Annotated in this window: 16 protein-coding genes; 5 read left to right on the top strand and 11 right to left on the bottom strand. The window is 68.8% G+C overall.

Translation table 11 applies throughout. The features are described from left to right. The first annotated feature begins 32 nt into the window (after positions 1-32). Positions 33-269, top strand: coding sequence for a hypothetical protein (locus GTZ93_RS00975; RefSeq protein WP_139917132.1), 237 nt, complete (start codon positions 33-35; stop codon positions 267-269). On the opposite strand, the gene GTZ93_RS00970 is transcribed toward GTZ93_RS00975, so the two are convergent. Beyond that, positions 250-1,020: a class I SAM-dependent methyltransferase gene (locus GTZ93_RS00970; RefSeq protein WP_120578983.1), complete on the bottom strand. Its 771-nt coding sequence runs from the start codon at positions 1,018-1,020 to the stop codon at positions 250-252. The genes GTZ93_RS00975 and GTZ93_RS00970 overlap by 20 nt on opposite strands. Before the next feature lie 217 nt (positions 1,021-1,237). Here GTZ93_RS00970 and ptsP point away from each other — a divergent pair, with 217 nt between their 5' ends. Both ptsP and pfkB read left to right on the top strand, forming a co-directional pair. Then, entirely contained in the window at positions 1,238-3,733 is a 2,496-nt protein-coding gene (ptsP, locus tag GTZ93_RS00965; RefSeq protein WP_139917134.1) for a phosphoenolpyruvate--protein phosphotransferase, read from the top strand. Further along, a complete protein-coding gene (pfkB, locus tag GTZ93_RS00960; protein ID WP_139917136.1) occupies positions 3,730-4,686 on the top strand; it encodes a 1-phosphofructokinase in 957 nt (318 codons plus the stop codon). Before ptsP ends, pfkB begins: the two co-directional genes overlap by 4 nt. On the opposite strand, the gene GTZ93_RS00955 is transcribed toward pfkB, so the two are convergent. Both GTZ93_RS00955 and GTZ93_RS00950 read right to left on the bottom strand, forming a co-directional pair. Further along, the gene (locus GTZ93_RS00955; RefSeq protein WP_139917138.1) at positions 4,687-5,904 is read right to left on the bottom strand and encodes a GAF domain-containing sensor histidine kinase; all 1,218 of its coding nucleotides are present in this window, start codon (positions 5,902-5,904) and stop codon (positions 4,687-4,689) included. A gap of 89 nt (positions 5,905-5,993) precedes the next feature. Continuing rightward, entirely contained in the window at positions 5,994-6,449 is a 456-nt protein-coding gene (locus GTZ93_RS00950; RefSeq protein WP_139917140.1) for an acyl-CoA thioesterase, read from the bottom strand. A gap of 166 nt (positions 6,450-6,615) precedes the next feature. Here GTZ93_RS00950 and GTZ93_RS00945 point away from each other — a divergent pair, with 166 nt between their 5' ends. Continuing rightward, positions 6,616-8,448, top strand: a complete 1,833-nt coding sequence (locus GTZ93_RS00945) for a metallophosphoesterase (protein WP_186820042.1) — start codon at positions 6,616-6,618, stop codon at positions 8,446-8,448. 39 nt (positions 8,449-8,487) lie between these two features. On the opposite strand, the gene GTZ93_RS00940 is transcribed toward GTZ93_RS00945, so the two are convergent. Together GTZ93_RS00940 and GTZ93_RS00935 are read right to left on the bottom strand one after the other, a co-directional pair. Beyond that, complete coding sequence (locus GTZ93_RS00940; RefSeq protein WP_139918982.1) at positions 8,488-9,321, bottom strand: hypothetical protein; 834 nt, start codon at positions 9,319-9,321, stop codon at positions 8,488-8,490. Positions 9,322-9,478: 157 nt separating this feature from the next. Continuing rightward, positions 9,479-10,765: a DUF4032 domain-containing protein gene (locus tag GTZ93_RS00935; protein ID WP_139918981.1), complete on the bottom strand. Its 1,287-nt coding sequence runs from the start codon at positions 10,763-10,765 to the stop codon at positions 9,479-9,481. A gap of 90 nt (positions 10,766-10,855) precedes the next feature. Between GTZ93_RS00935 and GTZ93_RS00930 the strand changes: the two genes are divergently transcribed. Beyond that, entirely contained in the window at positions 10,856-12,520 is a 1,665-nt protein-coding gene (locus GTZ93_RS00930; RefSeq protein ID WP_139918980.1) for an alpha-amylase family glycosyl hydrolase, read from the top strand. On the opposite strand, the gene GTZ93_RS00925 is transcribed toward GTZ93_RS00930, so the two are convergent. The 6 genes from GTZ93_RS00925 to GTZ93_RS00900 form a co-directional block, all read right to left on the bottom strand. Then, positions 12,517-13,761, bottom strand: a complete 1,245-nt coding sequence (locus GTZ93_RS00925; RefSeq protein ID WP_368733416.1) for an imm11 family protein — start codon at positions 13,759-13,761, stop codon at positions 12,517-12,519. The genes GTZ93_RS00930 and GTZ93_RS00925 overlap by 4 nt on opposite strands. 21 nt (positions 13,762-13,782) lie before the next feature. Further along, positions 13,783-15,144, bottom strand: coding sequence for an AHH domain-containing protein (locus tag GTZ93_RS00920; protein WP_139918978.1), 1,362 nt, complete (start codon positions 15,142-15,144; stop codon positions 13,783-13,785). An 81-nt stretch (positions 15,145-15,225) separates the two neighbouring features. Continuing rightward, positions 15,226-16,305, bottom strand: coding sequence for a glucodextranase DOMON-like domain-containing protein (locus tag GTZ93_RS00915; protein ID WP_161662603.1), 1,080 nt, complete (start codon positions 16,303-16,305; stop codon positions 15,226-15,228). Positions 16,306-16,451: 146 nt separating this feature from the next. After that, a complete protein-coding gene (locus tag GTZ93_RS00910) occupies positions 16,452-18,650 on the bottom strand; it encodes a hypothetical protein (RefSeq protein WP_139918976.1) in 2,199 nt (732 codons plus the stop codon). A 142-nt stretch (positions 18,651-18,792) separates the two neighbouring features. Beyond that, positions 18,793-19,752 (bottom strand): glucodextranase DOMON-like domain-containing protein, encoded by a 960-nt coding sequence (locus GTZ93_RS00905; RefSeq protein WP_139918975.1) that lies wholly within the window; start codon positions 19,750-19,752, stop codon positions 18,793-18,795. Positions 19,753-19,809: 57 nt separating this feature from the next. After that, the gene (locus GTZ93_RS00900; RefSeq protein WP_120578589.1) at positions 19,810-20,697 is read right to left on the bottom strand and encodes a sugar ABC transporter permease; all 888 of its coding nucleotides are present in this window, start codon (positions 20,695-20,697) and stop codon (positions 19,810-19,812) included. Between the last annotated feature and the right edge of the window lie 2 nt (positions 20,698-20,699).

Below are 20,699 nucleotides of genomic sequence, written 5' to 3'. Positions count from 1 at the left end.
TTATGACTACAACTGTCGTCACGAGGGATGCCATGGACAGGTCGTCAGCTCCGCCCCAGGAGTCGAAGCCGCTCCCGTCGTTCGTCCGGGAAGGGCTGGGCTGGCTGTTGGCCCTGCACCTCCTGCTCGCGTTGATGCCGTCCCTGCACCTGATGGAGACGCTTCAAGCCGGGGCACACAAGGCCCGCGTGTGGTGGAAGGTCGCGGACACCGTGCGCCGTCACGGGGCGCCGCTCCTCCCTGTCATGCTCAGGGCTTCCGCGCTGTGATGAGCGGCTGGTTGAAGCCCGTCTCCTCCGGCGTGTACCAGCGCGGATCCACCAGGCCCGCACGGGTGAGCGCCTGCTCCAGCTCCACGGGTTGCAGCAGGCGGTAGACGCCGGTGTGCTCGGTGGTGTGCCAGATGCCGGACTCCTGGCGCAGGATGAACTGGCGCACCGTGTACTGCCTTTCATCCACCGCCCAATCCCAGACCTGGAAGAGCACGCGGCGGCCCAGCGGCGTGTCCAGCACGCGCTCCGCCGTGAAGCGCGGCCGCTTCTCCAGCAGCGCCGAGTGGTCGCGCAGACTCGCCACCAGCAGACCTCCAGGCACCAGGCGTGACGCCATCGCGGTCGCGGCGTCGTCCAGGTCCGAGTCCTCCAACAGGTGCGCCATCGCGTTGTCGCACGACATCACCACGTGGAAGGTGCCCGGCACCTGCCAGTCCAGCATCCGCATGTCCGCCACGCCGGTGGTGATGCTCACGTGCATGGCGCGGGCTTCCCGCTCCGCGCGCGCCACCGCGGAGGGACTCAGGTCCGTGGCGTGCACGGAATAGCCCCGCGCCGCCAGCCCCAGCGCCTGCGTGCCGATGCCGCACGCGCAGTCCAGCACCCGGCGCGGCGGCGGCGCCCCCGAGCGGCGCAGGAGCGCGTCCAGCACCGCGCCCTGCCGGTCCACCGACTGCTCCCAGTCCGCGAAGAGCAGGTGGTACTCCTCGGCCAGCCCTTCGTAGAAGTCCAGGACGCTGTCAGACATGACGGCTTCCTCCTTTAACACCCCCATGCGGGCCGTCACGCGCATGGACGCCGGACGTCGCCTGTCCGTCATGTCGGAGCCGGGAGGTCTTCTCCTCCGGGGGTTGTTACCCGGAAGACGGGGCTCGGGAGGCCCGCGCGGGCAGGGGCGGACACCGGGCAGGATGCACCGTCATTCCCCGCGTGAAGCTCGCGCGCACCCAAGGCAAGGAGCACCGATGCTGTCGTTGACGCCGTCACAGGTCCGCCTGGGATGGTCCGCCACGAACAAGGCGGAGGCCATCCGCCTGGTCGGACAGGTGATGGTGGAGTCCGGCTTCATCTCGCCCGACTACGTCGACAGCATGCTCAAGCGCGAGCAGGTGTCCGCCACGTTCCTCGGCCACGGCATCGCCATTCCGCACGGCCTGCCGGAGGCGCGCCACCTCGTGCGCCAGACGGGCGTCGTCGTGGTGCAGTTCCCCGCCGGAGTCGTCTGGAGCGAGGACGGCCATGCGCACCTCGTGGTGGGCATCGCCGCGAGGTCCGATGAACACCTCCAGGTGCTCGCCAACCTCACCGGCGTGCTGGACGACGAGGCCCGGGCCGTGGCCCTGGCCTCCACCCTGGACACGGCCACCATCATCCAGGCGCTCCAGGGCTACGGCGCTTCGCCGGAGCAGCAGGACGCACCCGCGTTCGAAGGCCTTTCGCTCCAGGTCCTCTCCCCTTCCCCGCACGGCCTGCACGCGCGCCCCGCCACCACGGTGGTGGAGGTGGTGCGCCGCTTCCGCGCGGACGTCACCGTCCACCACGAAGGTCGGCAGGCGAACGCCCGCAGCCTCCTGTCGCTGCTGCGCCTGGGCGCCCGGGGTGGCTCCACGCTGACGCTCACCGCGGCGGGGGACGACGCGGCGGCGGTGCTCCTCGCCTTGCAGGAGGCCTTCGGCGTCGGCCTGGGCGAAGAGCCGCCCGCCTCTCGCGAGCTGGCACCGGAGCCTGTGCCCGCCGCCGTGCTCGACTACGAGGGGACGCTGGTCGCGGGCCTGTCCGCGTCGCCGGGCATCGCCGCCGGGCCAGCGTGGGCCTTCCAGCGCGAACGGTTGGAGGTGGAGGAGCGGGCCCCGGACGCAGCACGGGAACACCAGCTGCTGGAGTCGGCCCTGGCCGGAGCGGCGGCGGAGCTGCGCCAGCTGCACGAAGGTTTCCTCCAGAAGGCCGGAGCGCAGCGGGCCGCCATCTTCAAGGCGCACCTGGAGCTGCTCGACGACCCGGAGATGTTGAGGGAGTCGCACGGCCTCATCGACACCGGCCTGAGCGCGGGCGCGTCCTGGCTCCGCGTCTTCGAGAGCCGCGCGGAGGCGCTGGCCGCGATGGACGAGCCGGTGCTGGCCTCGCGAGCCGCGGACCTGCGGGACGTGGGCCGTCGCGTGCTGCGGCCCCTGGCCCGGGTGTTGGAGGGCGAGCCCACCTTCCCAAGTCATCCGGTGGTGCTGCTGGCGGAGGACCTGGCGCCATCGGACACCGCGAAGCTGGACCCCGCCATGGTGCTGGGCCTGTGCACGGCGGGCGGCGGCACCACGTCGCACACGGCCATCATCGCGCGCTCGTTGGACCTGCCGGCGGTGGTCGCGGTGGGACCGTCCGTGCTGGACCTGCGCAACGGACAGCACTGCATCCTGGACGGCGACGCGGGCGTGCTCGTCGTGAGGCCTTCGCAGCGGGACCGGGCCAAGGCCGCGCACCAGCGCGAGCGGATCCGCCTGCGGCGCGAGGAGGAGCAGCTGGAGCGCCACCGGCCCGCCATCACGCTCGACGGCCGGCGCGTGGAGGTGGCCGCGAACATCAGCGAGGCCACGGAGGCCATCAAGGCCGCGGACGCGGGCGGCGAGGGCGTGGGCCTGATGCGCACGGAGTTCCTCTTCCTCGATCGCGACGAACCACCCGGCGAGGAGGAGCAGCTCCACGCCTACCTCACCATGGTGCGCGCGCTGAACGGCCTGCCGCTCATCCTGCGCACGCTGGACATCGGCGGGGACAAGCACGTGCCCTACCTGTCGCTGCCAGCGGAGTCGAATCCGTTCCTGGGCATCCGCGGCATCCGGCTGTGCTTCGAACGGGAGGACCTGTTCCGCACACAGCTGCGCGCCATCCTGCGCGCGTCGATGGAGGGCCCGGTCCGCATCATGTATCCGATGGTGGCGATGCCCGAGGAGCTGGCGAAGGCGCGCGCCATCACCGAGTCCGTGCGCCGCGAAGTGGGCGCGGATCCAGTGGAGACGGGCATCATGGTGGAAGTGCCTTCGGCGGTGATGATGGCGGAGCAGCTGGCGCGGGACGTGTCGTTCTTCTCCATAGGGACCAACGACCTGACGCAGTACCTGCTGGCCATGGACCGGCAGCATCCGGTGCTCGCGTCCCAGGCGGACGGCCTGCATCCGGCGGTGTTGCGCATGGTGGACCTCACGGTGAAGGCGGCGAGGAAGGCAGGCATCTGGGTGGGCGCGTGCGGCGGCATCGCGGGAGACCCGTCCGGCGCGGTGGTGCTGTCCGGCCTGGGCCTCACGGAGTTGAGCGTGGCCATCCCCAGCATCCCGGCGGTGAAGGCGCTGCTGAGGGGCATCTCCATGGCGGACGCGGAAGACGTGGCTGCGGCCGCGCTGGAGTGCGGCAATGCCTCCGAGGTGCGGGGACTGGTGCGCGGCCTGCTGGCCCGGAAGGGAGCGAAGGCGTGAGGCCGACGAAGCCTGGAGTGGTGACGGTCACGTTGAACGCTGCCATCGACCAGACGCTGGAGTGTCCAGGGTTCACGGCGGGCGTGGTGAACCGCGTGGTGGCGGAGACGCGAACACCGGGAGGCAAGGGCATCAACGTGGCGGCGTTCCTCGCGGGAGGCACCAGGCCGGTGACGGCCACGGGCTTCCTGGGCGAGGACACGGTGACGTTGTTCGAGACGCTGTTCCGCGAGCGAGGCATCCACGACCGCTGCCTCCGGCTGCCGGGCTCCAGCCGCGTGAACATCAAGGTCGTGGACCGCACGAGCGGCGCGGTGACGGACCTCAACCTGCCGGGCCTGCGCGTGCCGGAGGAGGCACTGGCCGCGCTGATGGAGACGCTGGATGCGCTCGCGGAGGACAACGGCTGCTTCGTGCTGTCCGGCAGCGTGCCGGCGGGAGTGCCCGCGTCCATCTACGCCACGCTGACGGAGCGCCTGAGAGCCAGGGGCGCGGTGGTGGCGGTGGACACGAGCGGAGCACCGCTGCGCCACGCGGTGGCCGCGAAGCCGGACGTCGTGAAGCCGAACGCGCGCGAACTGGAAGAACTGGTCGAACGCCCCCTGAGGAACGCGGGCGAAATCGCTCGAGCCGCACGCGAGCTGCACGCGACAGGCATCGGGTTGGTGGTGGTGTCGCTGGGAGCGGACGGCGCCCTGTTCGTGTCGGACGACGGCGCCTGGCGGGCCCTGCCGCCCCCCGTGGAGGTGGCGAGCACGGTGGGCGCGGGCGACGCGCTGCTCGCGGGAGTGCTGGCAGCGAGGCTGGACGGCTACGACCTGGAGACCTGCGCCCGGAGGAGCACGGCCTTCGCTGCGGGGAAGCTCGCGAAGGTGGGCCCGGTGCCACCCGCACCCGAGCGCGTGGCGGAGCTGCTCTGCGCGGTGCGGATGCACCCGCTGGGCACGGGCTGATCAACAGCCGCGCGGCAGGTGCACCCGGAAGGTGGTGCCCGCTTCTTCGGTGGACACCACGTCCACCGCGCCGCCGTGCGCGCGGACAATCTGATTCACGATGAAGAGCCCCAGCCCCACGCCGCGGTGCTCGCTGGCCTCGGGGGTGCCTCGGGTCATCGGCTCGAAGAGCACGGGCAGCAGCGCCGGCGGAATGGGCGGTCCCGGGTTCGTCACCGCCAGCACCGCCTCCCGCTCATCCCCGCGCGCCTCCACGCGAATCAAGGCATCCGCCCCGCTGTACTGCACGGCGTTGGTGAGCAGGTTGGTCAGCACCTGCGCGATGCGATCCGGATCCCAGTTCCCCTGTCCGCCGCCCTCGCACACCAGCTCCAGCGAGCGTCCCGGCGCGGTGAGCCGCACCTCGTCCACCATCTGCTCGGCCAGCGCATGCAGGTTCATGGGCCGGGGCTTCACCGGCAGGGCCACGCCCGTGCGCACGTGGGTGAAGTCCAGCAGGTCGCGGATGAGCCGGTTCGCCCGGTCCGACGAGTCGAGGATGCGCCGCAGCCCCCGGCGGATCCGGTCATCCAGGTCCGCCCTGCGCATCAGCGTCGCCGCGGACAGGGAGATGGCGTTGAGCGGGTTGCGCAGGTCGTGGCTGACGATGCCCATCAGCTGCTCGCGCAGGACCGACGCCTCCTGGGCGCCCATCAACTGCGAGTCGCGCTCGGGGAGCGACTCCTCCTGCTCCAGCTGGTGGCCCACCAGGTCGCCCAGGTGACGGAAGGTCTCCAACACATCATCGGTGAGGTCCGCCGGGTTCGAGTCCAGCGCGCACATCACGCCGAAGAACTCCCCGCCGCGCCGGTACAGCGGCACCGCGATGTAGCTCTCCACGTTGTACTTCTTCGGCGCGGGGTGGTTCTGGAAGCGCGGATCCCGGCTCGCTTGGTTCACACGCAGCGGCCCCTCCAGGGTCCGCACCGTGTCGCAGAACGTGGTGCTGACCTCCAGCGTGTCTCCGGCCTTCAGCCCGAAGCCCATCTCGTCCAGCACCGCGCAGCACGTCCACGACTCCGGCGTCACGCGCGCCACCACCGCCAGGCGCAGCCCCGTGGTGCGCGTCAACACGCGCAGCACCGTCTTCACCGCGTCGATGCGGCCCACCGCCTCCACGTCCGCGGTGAGGGGGTTGGCAACATGGGGGCGGAGGTTCGAGGAAGGAGTTGGGGCCATGAGTCGCTCCGCTTGAACTTAAGCGTGGCGCGGGCCCTAGCGCTGTTGGACCCAGGAACAAGGCCCACGGCCCCCATCGCACTCTCCGTCTAGCCCCTGCCCTCCAGCTTCTCGATGGCCGCCCGCACCCCGGGAGGAACCGGGACCTTCTCATGCGTGGCGTAGCGCAGCGTCACGACGATGGAACCCCCGCGCGTGTAGAGCACCCCGTCGTCCGCGCCCGCCACCACGTGCTCGAAGGTGATGGAGGAATTGCCCACGCGCGTGACGCGCGCGCCCGCCACCAGGTTCACCGGGAACACCACCGGCTTGAGGTAGTCCGCGTGCGTGTTCGCCAGGATGGGCCCCACCCCGTCCGCGGTCGTCGTGTCCGCGCCCGCGGCGGACGGCCCCACCAATCCAACGCGAGCCATGTACGCGATGCGCGCGGACTCGAACCAGGTGAACGTGCGGGCGTTGTTGACGTGCCCGTACGCGTCCATCTCGCTCCAGTGCACGGGGAAGGGCACGACGACGGGGAAGTCCTTCAGGGCGGCGTTCGACATGGCCCCCAGGGTCGCAGGGACCATCCCGCCAGGGAACGGAAACCACGCCTGCCTGCCCTCCAGGAGTCCCGTACAGGCATGCTAAGCCAGGGGTCCATGGCTCTCCGGTCCACGCTGGCGCCGCCCGCCGCCCCGTCCCCCTCCTCCGCCGTCCCGGGTCCTCGCGATGGCCGGTGAGCCCACGCGGCCCGAGGAGGACAGCCGCTACGACCCGCCCGCGCCCTGGGAAGAGCCGGGCCCCACGCCCCCGCCGCACCTGGTGCGCGAGCGGGGCACCGCCACCGCCACCCGGCCCCAGAAGCACGCGGACATGGTGCGCTGGCTGCACCCCGGGCAGGTGCTGCGCACGGGCCTGGACGCGGTGGTGGCCACGGTGTTCGGCGCGCGCGCGGACCACCGGCTCATCGAAGCGGTGGTGCGGCCGCAGCAGCCCTACTTCGACTATTCGGAGGAGTCCGGCGCGGACGGCGACTTCTGGCTCGACTACGTCTCCGACATCGGCGACGGCTGGGACTCCACCTACGCGGTGGCGCGCCTGCTGGCGCTGCCGGAGCTGCGGCTCCCAGAAGAGGACGGCAAGACAGCGCACATCACGCCCCGAGGCCGCGTGCTGGTGTTCGGCGGGGACGAGGTCTACCCGGGCGCCAGCCGCGAGACATACGAGGAGCGCACGGTGCAGCCCTACGAGGCCGCCATGCGCCGCTCGCAGGCGCCCCACCCGGACCTGTTCGTCATCCCGGGCAACCACGACTGGTACGACGGCCTGTCCGCCTTCATGCGGCTGTTCTGCGCGCAGCGGTGGCTGGCCGGACGCCGCACGCGCCAGAGCCGCAGCTACTTCGCGCTGAAGCTGCCGAAGAACTGGTGGCTCATCGGCACGGACGTGCAGCTCAACAGCGACATCGACGTGCCCCAGGTGGAGTACTTCCGCCACGTCGCCGAGCAGATGGGCCCCGACGACCGCGTCATCCTCTGCAACGCGGAGCCCGCGTGGGTGCTGGCGGCTGCGGCCCGGCGCCACAAGGGCAGCTACCTGGAGAACAACCTGGAGTACCTGGAGGAGAAGGTGCTCGGGCGGCGCATCGCCGTGTTCCTCGCGGGCGACCTGCACCACTACCGCCGGCACGAGGACGACACCGGCCAGCACCGCATCACCGCGGGCGGAGGCGGCGCCTTCATGCACCCCACGCACGCGCCGGCAGCGCCCGTGCTGCGAGATGGCTCCACGCTGCGCAAGAGCTTCCCGACCGAGGCCACGTCCCGGAAGCTCGCGCGCAAGAACCTGTTCCTCATCCGCTACAGCCCGCTGTTCGGGCTCATCACCGGCCTGTGGTACCTGCTGCTCGCGCTGGCGGCCTACGCGGAGGTCGGCTCGCTGGGCATCTCCCGCTTGCCGGAGGTGGTGACGGCGGTGGCCAACAGCATGGTCAACCGGCCGTGGACGCTCATCCTCGGAATGGTGACGATGGGAGGACTCGCGGGGCTCGCGGACGCGGCGCTGGGGAAATGGCGCGCGCTGCTGGGAGTCCTGCACGGCGTGGCGCACATCGTGGCGGCGTTCTTCATCGCGTGGGGAGCCACGTACTTCACGGTGAGCCAGCTGGGCGTGTGTCCGGTGTTGTCACCGGATGGCGCGCACTGCGCGGACGGCTGGCTGCACCTGGCGGGCAAGTTCTTCTTCTCCTGCGCGTTCACCTTCGTGGGCGGCTTCCTCGTGGGCCCGTTCATCACCGGCCTGTACCTCTGGCTGAGCGTGAACTTCTTCGGCGCGCACTCCAACGAGGCCTTCGGGTCGCTCGCGCTGCCGGACTTCAAGAACTTCCTGCGCATGCGCATCGGCAAGGACGGGGCGCTGACCATCTACTCCGTGGGCCTGGAGCGCGTGCCGCGCAAGTGGAAGCCCACCGGAGCGGGGCCCATGTCGCCCGCGTTCGACCCGGACGACCCGAACGCCACCGAGCCGTTCCTCATCGAGCCGCCCATCCGCGTCTGCCGTTGACGCCCTCCCGCCGGGCATGGCGGGAGGACGGACTGTGGACTACCGGTGGGACACGCTCTCGTTGGAGAGCGACACCGCCTTCGCCGTGCTCTGCACGACGACCTGGTCGCTGTCCTGGGCCTCACCCGCGCTCGGCGCGTCCGCGACCAGCACCAGCAAGTCTCCCACGACGATCTCCGGAGCCGCCTTGGCGACGCTCCCCAGCGAGAAGCCGTTGAAGGGCGACTCGTAGGAGTGGTCGAGGTGGGGGACCCGGCCGTTGCCGTCCAGCCACACGTCGTTGTTCACGCTGTGGAAGCACGGGCGGTCGCAGTACGCGCAATCCATGCCGGGCCCGCCACACAGCTTCCTGCACGCCTTGGGGGTCAGGATGGTGCAGGTCGGCTTGCCGAAGGTCGGGAAGGACTTCGCGCCCACGCTGCCGCTGGCCAGCCCGCTCACGGAGGCCACGAGCTTGCCCTTCAGGAACACCATCGCCGAGTAGGTGGTCGACTTGCCGTTCGCGTCCACGAAGCTCGCCGCGAACTCCTGCCCCTCGTCCGTCGTCGTGACGGTGGAGGTGGAGACCACCTTGCCGTTCGAGATGACGGTCTTGACGGTGGTGTCCTTGCCCTCGCTGGAGGGCTCGTGGCTCAGTCCCGCGCTCCAGTTGCTGGCGCGCTCGGTGTCCACGCTCACGCCGTCCTTCCCGGACGCATCCTCGGACAGCGCGTGCAGTGCCTTGTCCTCCACCACCAGCTTCGCGGCGCCCACGGCACAGTGCTTCATCCCGGAGAACTGGACGCAGTCCTGCGCCTGGGCCTGCGCGAGTGGAAGGGACAGCATGAACAGCGCGGCGAGACCGGAGTGGGAAAGACGGCGGAACAGACGCATGGGGGGCTCCTGACAGGTTCCGGGGGAAATCCCAGAAAGACGGTCAGCGCCCGTATTCACCAGCTATGCCAATGATTCTCCATGCAGGAGCCCTGTCCCCACCCGGAATGTGTGGCATTGGGCGTCACAGCCCCAAACCGTCCTGTGACCCGAGGGGTTACAGGTCCTTGGAGTCCCGTGACGCGTCCTCCAGGAGCGGCGCAATGCCGGGCTGCTTGAGGGTGAGCGTCACATAGTCCTGCACGGCCGCGTCCAGGCCCACGTCGCGCTTCGCGCGCTCGGACAGGAACCACTTGTGCTCCAGCACCTGGCAGTAGAGCTCCGCGGTGTCGGCCGCGCGGCCCAGGTCCTTCTGGAGGCGTGACAGCGTGGGGTGGTAGCGCTCGTCCAGCCAGCGGAACGCGGCCACGCTCAGGGGCACGCTGCGGTCCATCTTGCGCGTGAGCGTGGCCTTCATCTCCTGCATCTCGTTGAGCAGCAGGCTCGCCTGGCGCTCCTCCGCGACGATGCCGGTGAGCGAGTGCAACTGGTGCCGGTGGTACTCGCGGTCCGTGACGATGGTGCGCATGCGCAGCTGGCTGCCCTGCCCGCTCGCCAGCAGCTCCACCTCGCCCACGGAGAAGCCCAGGTCGTTGAGCGTGCGGATCCGCTCGTGGATGCGGTAGCTCTCATGCGGCTGGAGGATGAGCTCGCGGTTGATTTCGGCCCACAGCCGCTCATAGCGCTGACGGATGCTCGCGGCTGTCTCCTGCCACGCCTCCAGCTCCTGAGGCAGCTCCTCCGCCAGCTCCACGCGAGCAGCCAGGTCCGCCAGGCCTCCAGCGATGTTCTCCTCCATGATTTGCAGGTCCATCTCCCGCTGGCCGGCGGAGAGCTGCTCGTGCAATTCGGACGTCTCCGCGTCCACCGCGTATGCCTGCAACTCGCCCGCGTCCCGGCGGAAGAGCACGTTGGACAGCGAGCAGTCGCCCCAGAAGAACCCGCCCAGGTGCAGCCGCACCAGCAGGCCCGCCATCGCGTCCAGGAGCCGCGACCGGTAGCGCTCCAATCCCTGCTGCATGAACAGCGCGCGGTACGGCAGCGACGACGCGAGGTACTGGGTGATCAGCAATCCAGGCCTGTCCCCGGGCGAGGCCTCCAGCCCCTCCTCCGTCTGGACCGCCAGCCCCACGGGCACCACGGACGGCAGCCGGCGCTCCTCCAGGCCGCGCAGGAGGTCGTACTCGCGCTGCGCCACGCGCGCGGGCGTCTCCTTGAAGGCGTAGATGGTGGCGCCGTAGGAGACGAACACCACCACGTGCCGGGACAGACCGCGCGGCACCTCCACCACGCGCGGTGAACGCTCCGTCCACGCCTCCAGCGGCAGCTCCCACGGAAGGTCTAGGAAGTCCGGGTGCCCCTGCCGGATATGCAGGGAATGAAGGCGGCGAGCAGGGTGAGACATGTTGGCCACAAGCCTACCGTCCGGGTGAGCGCGCTTCATCCGGGAGGTGCGCTGGCCCGCGTGGAACGTTCGCTGTTAGAGGAAGAAGCCATGCGACCCCTCCGCGGATTTTCCCTCTGCAGCGCGGCCCTGCTGTCGGCCTGCGCCGGTTCCTCGCCTACGCCCGGGCCGACGCCCTCCGCGCCTGGAAGCATCACGCTCGCCGCGCCCGCGGGAGACGCGTGGTACCGGGGCGCGGTGTTCTACGAGGTGTTCGTCCGCAGCTTCCAGGACTCCAACGGAGACGGAGTGGGAGACCTGCCGGGACTCATCTCGCGGCTGGACTACCTGAACGACGGCAACCCGGCGACGACGGACGACCTGGGAGTGGACGCGCTGTGGTTGATGCCGGTGTTCGCGTCGCCCAGCTACCACGGCTACGACGTGACGGATTACGAGCGCATCCAGACGGCGTACGGCTCGCTGGAGGACCTGCAGCGGCTGTGTGACGAGGCGCACCGCCGGGGCATGCGCGTCATCCTCGACTTCGTCATCAACCACACCAGCTCCTCGCATCCGTGGTTCGTGGACTCGGCATCCTCGGCGCAGTCGCCAAAGCGTGATTGGTATCAGTGGCGCGGGAACAACCCGGCGTGGGCACAGCCATGGGACATCTACTCGCAGACCAACACGTGGCATCAGCAGGGCAGCGGCTGGTACTACGGCGTCTTCTGGGGCGGCATGCCGGACCTGAACATGCAGACGCCCGCGGTGCGCGAGGAGATGAAGCGCCTGGCGACGCTGTGGCTCCAGCGAGGCGTGGACGGCTTCCGGCTGGATGCCGCGCGCTACCTCATCGAGACGGGCGGCGGCGCGGGACAGGCGGACACGCCGGAGACGCACGCGTTCTGGAAGGAGTTCTCCGCGCACGTGCGTTCGGTGAAGCCGGACGCGGTGCTGGTGGGCGAGGCCTGGAGCGAGACGCCGTCGGTGGGGAAGTACTACGGCTCCACGGCGACGGTGCCGGGCGGGGACGAACTGCCGCTCAACTTCAACTTCCCCATGTCCGCGAGGGTGCTTGAAGGCATCAACGCGGGCAACGGCGGAGGCGTGGCGGCGAAGCTGTTGGAGATGAAGAACAACTATCCGGCCGGCGTGGCGGACGCGCCCTTCCTCACCAACCACGACCAGGTGCGGCTGGCGACTCAGTTCGCCAACGACGGGGCGAAGCTGGGGCTGGCGGCGGCGGTGCTGCTGACGCTGCCGGGAGCGCCGTTCCTCTACTACGGCGAAGAGGTGGGCCTGGGGAACGGCAACGCCAACAACGACGAGTCCAAGCGCACGCCGATGCCGTGGAGCGGCGCGGCGGGCGCGGGCTTCACGACGGGCTCGCCCTGGTACGCGTTCTCCAGCGGAAGGGAGACGGCGAACGTGGAGGCGCAGCGGAGCAACCCGGGGTCGCTGTTGTCGCGCTATCGCTCGCTCATCCACGCGCGTCAGGGTTCGGAGGCGCTGCGCAACGGAGGCCTGCGACTGTTCACGGCGACGACGGGAATGTCGCGCACGCTCGCGTTCGTGAGGACGCTGGACGACGAGCAGGTGCTGGTGGTCCACAACTTCTCCACCTCGCAGGAGTCGGTGGGACCGTTCGACGTGGAAGCCACGACAGCGGAGCCACTGTTCGTGGACCCCGGAGTGACGCAGCTCTCGGGTGGCACGGGAGCATGGAAGGCCAGCATCCCGGCGCGCTCCACGGGCATCTGGAGGCTGCGCTAGCTGACGACAGGCTGACGCCACGAGCGGGAGAGGTGCGTTTCTCCCGCGGCCTTGAAGCGGTGGATGAGTTCCGCCGCCGCGCACTTGCCCTGCTGGAGCAGCCACTTCAGCTCCGCAGGCATCAGCACCTTCACGGTGAGGAGCCGGACCTCGCCCCCGGGAAGCGCGAAGCGCGAGGGCAGCGAGTCCGTCTCCATGCCGATGAGCACGGCCACACGACCCTCGGGAGTGACGAGGGTTTCCGGCATGCCCACGCCGTCGACCTCCATGGACAGCGTGCCGTTGGCCAGGGAGACACGGAGCTTCTCGAACTCAGCGACCTCATAGGCGACGCGTTCGAGCAGGTGCACCGGCCAGCTCTTCCACACCTCCCCCAGCGGCTCGGGGGTCTCAATCGCAAGCTCCAGTCCGAAGCCAGCGGTGGGATGGTCCAGGATGGCGGAGAAGGGGTCGGACAGGCCGTCGGTGACGATGAGCATGCCGCCGTCAGTGCGTCGCATGGATTCCCAGCACTGCCGCTTGCCGGGCCATGGGCCTCCCACAACGGGAGGGATGTAGAAGTCGTCGGACATGGTACCGAGCCCGCGCCACACCGCATGACGGGCGATGCGTGCCTGGTCCCACAACTCACCGCGCCTCTTCGTCTCCGCGCGCCGAGCAGGGTCAACGGTCGGTGGACCCGTGACCGCTTCGAACTTCGCTCCCGTGATGCCCGCGCGCTCCATCGCGTCCTTGATGTCCTCGGAGACAATGAGGACGACGTCCCATTCCGAGGGACGGAACACCTTCGCGTCGCCCACCTTCGACGTGTCAATGCGCATCTCAGAGATGAAGCTAAGGGTGCCGACCTTCTCCGGAATCCCATCCTCTTCGGTCCAATACACCACATCCGAAGACGCCTCGGTGTCGACGCACGGAATGGTGCGGAGGGCATTGAGGATGAAATACGGCCCTGCATGGGAGTCGATCTCGACGGGGATCAACTCGATGTCATTCGGGGCCATCTCCTGAAAAAGAGCCGCTAGCCTCGCATTGACGACAGGGGTGCTGAACGCTGCGTGGGAGTAGTCACGCGATGCTCCCTCCACATCCACCGGGAACTTGATCTTCCCCTTGAAGTGAGCAAGCCCGCCCACCCGGAACTGCCAGGGGTCATCGAGTTCTCGCCCTTGAGCATCGAGCGGATGTCCCAAAAACCAGAATCCCTCTGCGACATGCTCGTGAAGGTCGAAGTATTGCATTTCCAGAACGAATCTCCTGCATCACTCCAGACCTGTAACCCATCGATTCAGGTCTGTACCTTCTTGTTTGATCACTTTCGCGAGAACACTCAGCTCTCTTGTCAATGCAGCCCTGCAGTCTTGCATGGACCTGCATTGCATCGTCGCCCTCTCCAGGGCAGCCTGAATTCTCCTGTGATACGCCTCCGGGTGCGGTCCCCTATGTCCCGGCACACGAACCTTGTTCGCGGGATCATCAAGCGACATCCCCGCCTTGTCGAAGATCTTCTGGAACTGCGGTGACCACGGGCCACCACGGTTCGTGGCACTCCACCACTTATTAGACGCAATGTGGTGCTCATGCCCTCCTGCATCCGCGCCACTCGCGACGGGACTCTTCTCATCCCGCGCTGACATGGCCACCGCGTTCGGAGCCAGCACCAGGGTGACGACGCCCTCGGAGGACACGGCCGCGGACTCCACCTGCGCCGCCGCGCCCAGCCGGAAGCCACCCATCTCCGCGGCCACCAGCGAGGCCTGCCCTGAACCCGGGAGCGTGGCGACCTTCGCCGCGAACGTCTCCGCAGTGCTCCCTACGGCCGCCAGCGCCAGCATCACGAACGCCCGCGCCGCGTTCTTCCCCATCACCTCGCCGTACTCCTCCCCCGCGTCTCGAAGCTCATCGAACGTCCGAGCAACACGCGCCTGCTCCGACAACTCGATCCATCCCTGGATGAGGTTCCACACCGTGTCGATGCCCAGGTAGGCGATGAGCACCACCGTCATCGTCGCCGCGATGCCCTTCGACACGGGCTCGGGCAGCAACCACAGCGCCAGATACACGGTGCTCGTCGCGACGATGGTGGTGAGCACCGCGCGCGGGTCCGTCATCCTCACCAGCGCTTCCGACGTCTCCTCCCACACCGAGTCCAACGCGATGGCGAACGCCAGCGAACGCCGCCCGTCCTCATCCAGCGTGGAACCCGCCTCCAGCAACTGAAGACAGTCCCCCGGAGTCTGCTTGCGCTGGCACCACCGCCCATAAGCGCTCGCCAGCTCCCGGCCGTCATCCTCCACCAGCAGCCGGGCACGAGGAGTCTCCTCCACGGAGACCAGCCCCAATCGCCCGCGCACATGCGCATAGGCCTTCGAGGAGAACGTACCCGCGAACAGCCGATACGCATCCTCACGAGGACGCGAAGCCACCGGCGCATCCTCCGCCAGCGTCCGCACCGCCTCCGTGAATGCATCCCCGTCCAACTCGACGGGCTCGACCTCCGCCCGAGGCACATGGACGACCGGGGCACCCTGCCCCGTCTTCAGCCGGACGCCACGCGTCGCTGAACACCCCGTGCCCAGCAGCACCAGCAGCACCACGACCGCCCAGCTCCGGCACGAAGACATGGATGCCTCCAAAGCACCCATCCTCGGCCGCGCGGACTCACCGCAACCAGGACCTCCCGCGCACAGCGCGAGAACCGGCCGTCACGGGGCGGGCGACGAAGGACCCACGACCCCGGCGTCCTCGGCCATGGCTCCCGCATCCGGCGCGTCCACCGTCACACCGGCGTCCTCCACCGTGCCCGCGGTCGCCGGAGCAGCCACGGCCTTCCCCGACGGCACCACCGCGCTCCACGCCGGCCTCGAAGCCCCCAGCACCTCCTCCTGCGTCGTCCCCTGCGCCACCAGCAGGTCCACCACCGGAGACTGCGAGGGGTCTCCCTTGCGCCCACCACCGAAGCGGTCACCCGACGGCGGCTCCCCGGGCACGATGCCCATCGCCATCAACCGCGGGTTCGCGTTCGTGTCCCCACCGAACATCCCGCCCAGCGCCACGCGCCGCTCGATGGTCGCGCCCGTCACCGCCACGCCGTAGCCCCAGTCCGCGCTCGCGTGTCCGCCCAGGAAGCGGTCCGGCACCCGGAACACCACCGTGCGCCCGCTCACCTGGATGAGGGTGGGGAAGAACACCCGCGCCTCCAGCTCCTGCTCCGTGGCCGCGTTCAGCTCCGCCTCCACCTTGCCGCCAATCCCTCCGGACTTCTTCTCGTACGCATCCAGCGCCGCCTGCCGCCAGGTCTTGCGCAGGGCCTCACGCGCCTCATAGGGACGCGGCGTCAGCACCACCGCCTTCTCCCACCCGGAATCCGGCGCCAGCGTGAGCCCGCGCCCCGGCAGCGTGTCCGTGCGCCCGGAGCCGGGCACCCGGTCCTGGTCCACGTACAGGTCCACGTTGAACGTGTAGAAGCCGTGCCGGGCCCGCTCCGCGACCGTCGCGCCCTCCAGGTCCACCGCCTGCGCGCGCGAGGGCTTCGCGATGGGGTGCGCGAACGTCACCTCGAACCGGGTCGCCTCGTCGTCCGCGAACGCCGCCACCGACACCACGTCCAAATCGCCGCGCCCCAGGTCCGTCCGGCGCGGATACAGCAGCTCGCCGTCGCCGTGGTCATCCCCCACTGGATCCGTCAGCCGGAACAGCAGCGCGTCCTCGCGCGTCTTGCCGCCGGAACACGCGGCCAGGGTGGAGGCGAGCAGGAGCGCGGACACGCGGGAACGCACGAACATGGAAGAGCACCTCATGCACGAAGGAAACGCCCGTCAGGTGTACCGCGCGGTGCCCCAAACGCAAGGAGCCCGGAGTGCCTTCACAGGCGCCCCGGGCTCGCTCTCTCGTCAACCTCGTGCCCCGCCCGAAGCGGAGCGCGCGGTGACTAGAACTGCGCCTTCATGAACGCCTTGACGCGCATCTGCTCGAAGTTGCGCTCTTCCAGGCTGTTCCAGCCCGTGTTGCGGTTGACGAAACCGCGCGAACCCACCGCCACGTTGTGGTCGGCCGCGATGGTGTCGTCCGCGTACTGCACCACGAAGCCGTCGCCGAAGTCAGGACGGAAGGTGCCGAACGCGTACTGGCCCTCCAGGCCGAACTCCACGCCGGACAGGATGTAGCGCGCCTTCACCAGCACCTGGTTCTTGTTGTGCTTGCCGGACGCCATCTCGTGGTTGTTGTACGCCTGGAACGCCGTGTTGCCGTCCAGCAGGTCCGCGAAGAACTTGGAGTAGCTGGCGGACACGTACAGGTCGTCCGTGAACTGGTAGCCCGCGCCAGCCGTGAACGTCGTGTAGTCCAGCAGGCGGTCGTCGTCCGCGATGTTGTCGAACGGCTTGAACTGGTAGCCCGTGTCACCCTGGCTGTTCGTGATGACGTCCGGGTTGCGGTAGAGATCCGCGGTGCTGTTGCCCGGGCTGTACTCTTGGCGGAGCGAGTTGTCGCACGCCACGCCGCCGCCCGCGCACGAGCCGGACGCGTACGGCAGGAAGCGCGGATCGTTCATGCGCTTGTCCGTCTCGTGGATGTACTTGAACTTGCCGAACACATCGATGCCCTTCAGCACGTCGATGACGTACTTGGCGCGCAGCGCGACCAGGTGCGTCTTCTTGTCCTGGAAGGGCTGGTAGGCCGTGCGGAAGTTGTGGCCCACGCCGGAGTCCAGCTCCGTGCCGGGGAACTGGCTGTCGCCCAGCGCCGCCTGATCATTCCCGTACGCCTGCCAGTTGGTGTTGTAGGTGATGAAGGAGTACTCGCCACCCACCTCCAGCGCGCCGTTCGCGTAGACCGGGTTCGCCGTCACGCCCTTCCAACCGATGGCCGTCTCCGCCATGGGCTCGTCGAAGTCCGTGAAGTCGTTGTCCACGTTGAGCGTGGCGACCTGCTGGGCCTCGCTCGTCCAGCCGCCGTAGCCGATGCGGGTGGGGTTGCCCTTGTAGACGCCATAGGACGCGTTGGACGGGCCGGGGAACGCGAAGCTGCCGTCGTGGCCTTCCGTGAGGAGCACGTCCGCCTCGCGGCGGCTGGCCATGACCGCCATGTACTCCGCGCCAATGCTGAACAGCTGCAGGTTCAGCGACAGGCCCATGTCCAGCGGGTCGTTGAGGGACGCGTTCAGCATGTACGTCTGGTCGGTGTGATGGCCGGCCAGCACCGGGCTGTAGCCGCCCACGCCGAAGCTCTTCGGCGACAGCACCGGGTCCGCGTTGGAGTACGACGTGTACGCGGCGCCGCGCACGTCCAGCCACGAGCCCATGTGCAGGGCCGCCTTCAGACCACCCACGCCGTTGCGGTAGCGCGGCGTCAGGTCGCGACCGTTGTCCAGGTTGGTGTCTTCCGGGTTGATCTCCTGGTCGTTCGCGTACTGGAAGATGCCGCCCACGTCGAAGAGCTCGTTCGGGGTGACCTTCGCCTGGAAGCCGTACGCCGCGTCACGCGCGTGGAAGGCGCCCGTGCTGAAGTTCGGGCCGGCCCAGAGGCGGGGCAGCGAGATGCGCGCCGCGTCCCACGTGAGCTTCCGGTCGAAGTTGGAGCCCTGCAGCATGATGGCCGCCGCGTTGTCGCGGTCGATGTAACGGACGCGGCCGATGACGAACGGGTCGAACTGGCCCAGGTCCGTCGCGCCGATGAGCGCCGAGTCGATGAGGTAGCCCGGACGCAGCGTCACGGACATGCCACGCAGCTTGATGTACTGGTTGGAGCGGGGGTCGAACTCGCCGCAGTCGCCCGCGGTGCAGTTGGTGGCCGTGTTGCTGCCGCCGAAGCCGCCGAAGTTCGTCCAGAAGTTCTGGTTGAAGCGGCTGTGGATGCGGCCGTTGACCTCCACCTGCGGGGAGATCTTCGCGTTCAGCAGGAGCTCCAGCTCCGTGCCGATGCCGTTGTCGCCGTAGCCTTCACCGGGCACCGTGGTGAAGTTGTACAGCGCGCCCTGGTCGCGCTGCGTGCCCCAGAGGTACTTCGTATAGGTCGTGCCACCAATGGTGAGCTTGGGGCCGCTGTCCTGCGCCAAGGCCGCCCCAGGAATGAGGCCGGCCGCCACGGTGAGCGCACACGCTCCCCGCACCACGTTCTTGCGATTCTTCATGATGTCCGGAAAACCCTTCTCGAAAGCTTTTGAACCAGAGGGGGGTCATCCCCTCTCCCGGGCCGCCGCGGGACCTCCGCGGCAGCCCTCCCCGTGTTGCATCAAACCTTGAAACGGACTGTTTTGAACAGTCCGCCACCGACTACTTCGTCGGCGTGGCCGTCGTCGGCGCCGGAGCGACCGTCGTTCCAGCCGGAGCGGCCGGCGTGGGCGCCGGAGCCGGGGCCGGAGCCGCCGCCTCGGGGGCCGGAGCCGGAGCCGCCGCCGCGCCACCCTGCGCCGCCGGGCGCTTCTCGCCGGAGACCATCTTCAGCGTGGCCTTCTTCGTTGCGGAACCGTCACCCGCGCACTCGTACGAGAGCATTTCGTACTGAGCCTTGATTTCAGAGCTATCGCCCTTGCCCTGGCCCGCGAGCACGTCAATCACGTGCGGATCGCAGTTGAAGTCGGAGCCGCCGCCGAAGCGGTGCTGGCCCTCGTACTCGTTGACGCGGCGGGTGAGCAGGTCGTTGTCCGCGGGGAAGCCCTCGTTGGACTGCATCACGACCTGGTAGCCCCACGTGGAGGGGTCACCGGCGCCCAGGTCGGAGTTCATGACCGTGGCGGTGATCTTGTTGCCGGAGGCGCGCACCTTGGTGGGCACCACGACGGCGCCCTTCATCGCGCCAGCCTTGTTGTTGGCCTCCGCGCGCACGCGCGACGAGCCCTGCGGCGAGATGATGATGACCTTGTCCCACGCGTCTTCCGGCGCGAAGGAGACGTTCAGGCCCGGGGGGCTGTCCGTGAAGCCGCTGCCGACCTTGTGGTCCGTGTCGATGAAGATGAAGACCTCCTGCACGGAGAAGCCGTCCGCCATCTTCCAGGGGTTCTCCAGCGACGCCTTCAGCTGGATCTCCACGTCCGTCTTGTTGCCGCCCTGGTCCAGCTTGAAGCCGGTCAGGTCGAACGAGCCCGGCTTGTACACGGGGTCCGTCGGGTAGGTGTACTTGCCCGGGCCCTTGTCGTCGCCGGTGGGATCCTTGAACTGCACCTTGTCGGCCAGGGCCGGCGCCGCGGACAGGGAAGCGGCCAGGGTGAGGACTGCGATGCGGGGGTTGATCATGGGGGTGCTTGCTCCTTGCAACGACAGACGAAAGGACTGCGAAGAAAGACCGCGGGACTAACCCTTCACGCCACCGGCGGTGAGCCCGGAGACGAGGTACTTCTGCAGGAAGAGGAAGAGGAAGACGACGGGCACGGACACGATGATGGAGCCGGCCGCGAAGTAGCCCCACTGCTGGCTGAAGCCGCCCACGAAGAAGCGCAGGCCCACCGGCGCCGTGTACATGGCTTCCTGGTCCATGAACGTCGCCGCGAGGATGAACTCGTTCCACGCCGTCATGAAGCTGAACAGCGCCGTCACCGCCACCGCGGGCTTCGCCAGCGGCAGGATGATGCTCCAGAAGATGCGCCCCGGAGACGCACCGTCCATCAGCGCCGCCTCCTCCAGGTCCTTGGGGATGGTGTCGAAGTAGCCCTTGAGCATCCACACGCTGAACGGGATGGACGTGGTGGCGTACACGATGATGAGGCCCAGCCGGCTGCTGCCCAGGCCCAGCCACTGCACCAGGATGATGTAGAGCGGAATGAGCATCAGCGTGCCCGGGAACATCTGGGACACGAGGAACGCCATCATGCCCGCCCGCTGGCCGGGGAACTTGAAGCGGCTGAAGGCATACGCCGCCGTGCACGCCATGAAGACGCCCAGCACCGTGGTGCCAATGGCCACGATGGCGCTGTTGAGCATCCACCTGGCGAACGGCTGATCCGCCATCACCGACGCGAAGTTGGAGACGCTGAAGGTCTCCGGCCACGGCGTCACCGCGCGCAGCCGGTCCCAGAAGGTGGGGTTCTCCGGCAGCGTGGCGATGGCCAGGCTCTGCTTGCCGGAGAAGGCCAGGCTCACCACCCAGAGGATGGGGTAGATGGTGAAGAGGGTGAAGGTCACCAGCACCACGTGCAGCGGCAGGTGGGAGATGCCTTCGCGACGTTCAGAGAAGAGCGCCATGG

Origin of the sequence: Corallococcus exiguus (genome assembly GCF_009909105.1) — a bacterium.
Taxonomy (GTDB): domain Bacteria; phylum Myxococcota; class Myxococcia; order Myxococcales; family Myxococcaceae; genus Corallococcus; species Corallococcus exiguus.
Note: the sequence above shows the minus strand (reverse complement) of the source record. Positions and strands in the feature narration are given on the sequence as shown.

Excerpts from the sequence above, each read along its gene's own strand:
- GTZ93_RS00920 (WP_139918978.1), bottom strand. The coding sequence starts at position 15,144 with ATGTCTTCGTGCCGGAGCTGGGCGGTCGTGGTGCTGCTGGTGCTGCTG.
- GTZ93_RS00915 (WP_161662603.1), bottom strand. The coding sequence starts at position 16,305 with ATGTTCGTGCGTTCCCGCGTGTCCGCGCTCCTGCTCGCCTCCACCCTG.
- GTZ93_RS00930 (WP_139918980.1), top strand. The coding sequence starts at position 10,856 with ATGCGACCCCTCCGCGGATTTTCCCTCTGCAGCGCGGCCCTGCTGTCG.
- GTZ93_RS00940 (WP_139918982.1), bottom strand. The coding sequence starts at position 9,321 with ATGCGTCTGTTCCGCCGTCTTTCCCACTCCGGTCTCGCCGCGCTGTTC.
- GTZ93_RS00910 (WP_139918976.1), bottom strand. The coding sequence starts at position 18,650 with ATGAAGAATCGCAAGAACGTGGTGCGGGGAGCGTGTGCGCTCACCGTG.
- GTZ93_RS00935 (WP_139918981.1), bottom strand. The coding sequence starts at position 10,765 with ATGTCTCACCCTGCTCGCCGCCTTCATTCCCTGCATATCCGGCAGGGG.
- GTZ93_RS00955 (WP_139917138.1), bottom strand. The coding sequence starts at position 5,904 with ATGGCCCCAACTCCTTCCTCGAACCTCCGCCCCCATGTTGCCAACCCC.
- GTZ93_RS00950 (WP_139917140.1), bottom strand. The coding sequence starts at position 6,449 with ATGTCGAACGCCGCCCTGAAGGACTTCCCCGTCGTCGTGCCCTTCCCC.
- GTZ93_RS00970 (WP_120578983.1), bottom strand. The coding sequence starts at position 1,020 with ATGTCTGACAGCGTCCTGGACTTCTACGAAGGGCTGGCCGAGGAGTAC.
- ptsP (WP_139917134.1), top strand. The coding sequence starts at position 1,238 with ATGCTGTCGTTGACGCCGTCACAGGTCCGCCTGGGATGGTCCGCCACG.
- GTZ93_RS00905 (WP_139918975.1), bottom strand. The coding sequence starts at position 19,752 with ATGATCAACCCCCGCATCGCAGTCCTCACCCTGGCCGCTTCCCTGTCC.
- GTZ93_RS00925 (WP_368733416.1), bottom strand. The coding sequence starts at position 13,761 with ATGCAATACTTCGACCTTCACGAGCATGTCGCAGAGGGATTCTGGTTT.
- GTZ93_RS00975 (WP_139917132.1), top strand. The coding sequence starts at position 33 with ATGGACAGGTCGTCAGCTCCGCCCCAGGAGTCGAAGCCGCTCCCGTCG.
- GTZ93_RS00945 (WP_186820042.1), top strand. The coding sequence starts at position 6,616 with ATGGCCGGTGAGCCCACGCGGCCCGAGGAGGACAGCCGCTACGACCCG.
- GTZ93_RS00900 (WP_120578589.1), bottom strand. The coding sequence starts at position 20,697 with ATGGCGCTCTTCTCTGAACGTCGCGAAGGCATCTCCCACCTGCCGCTG.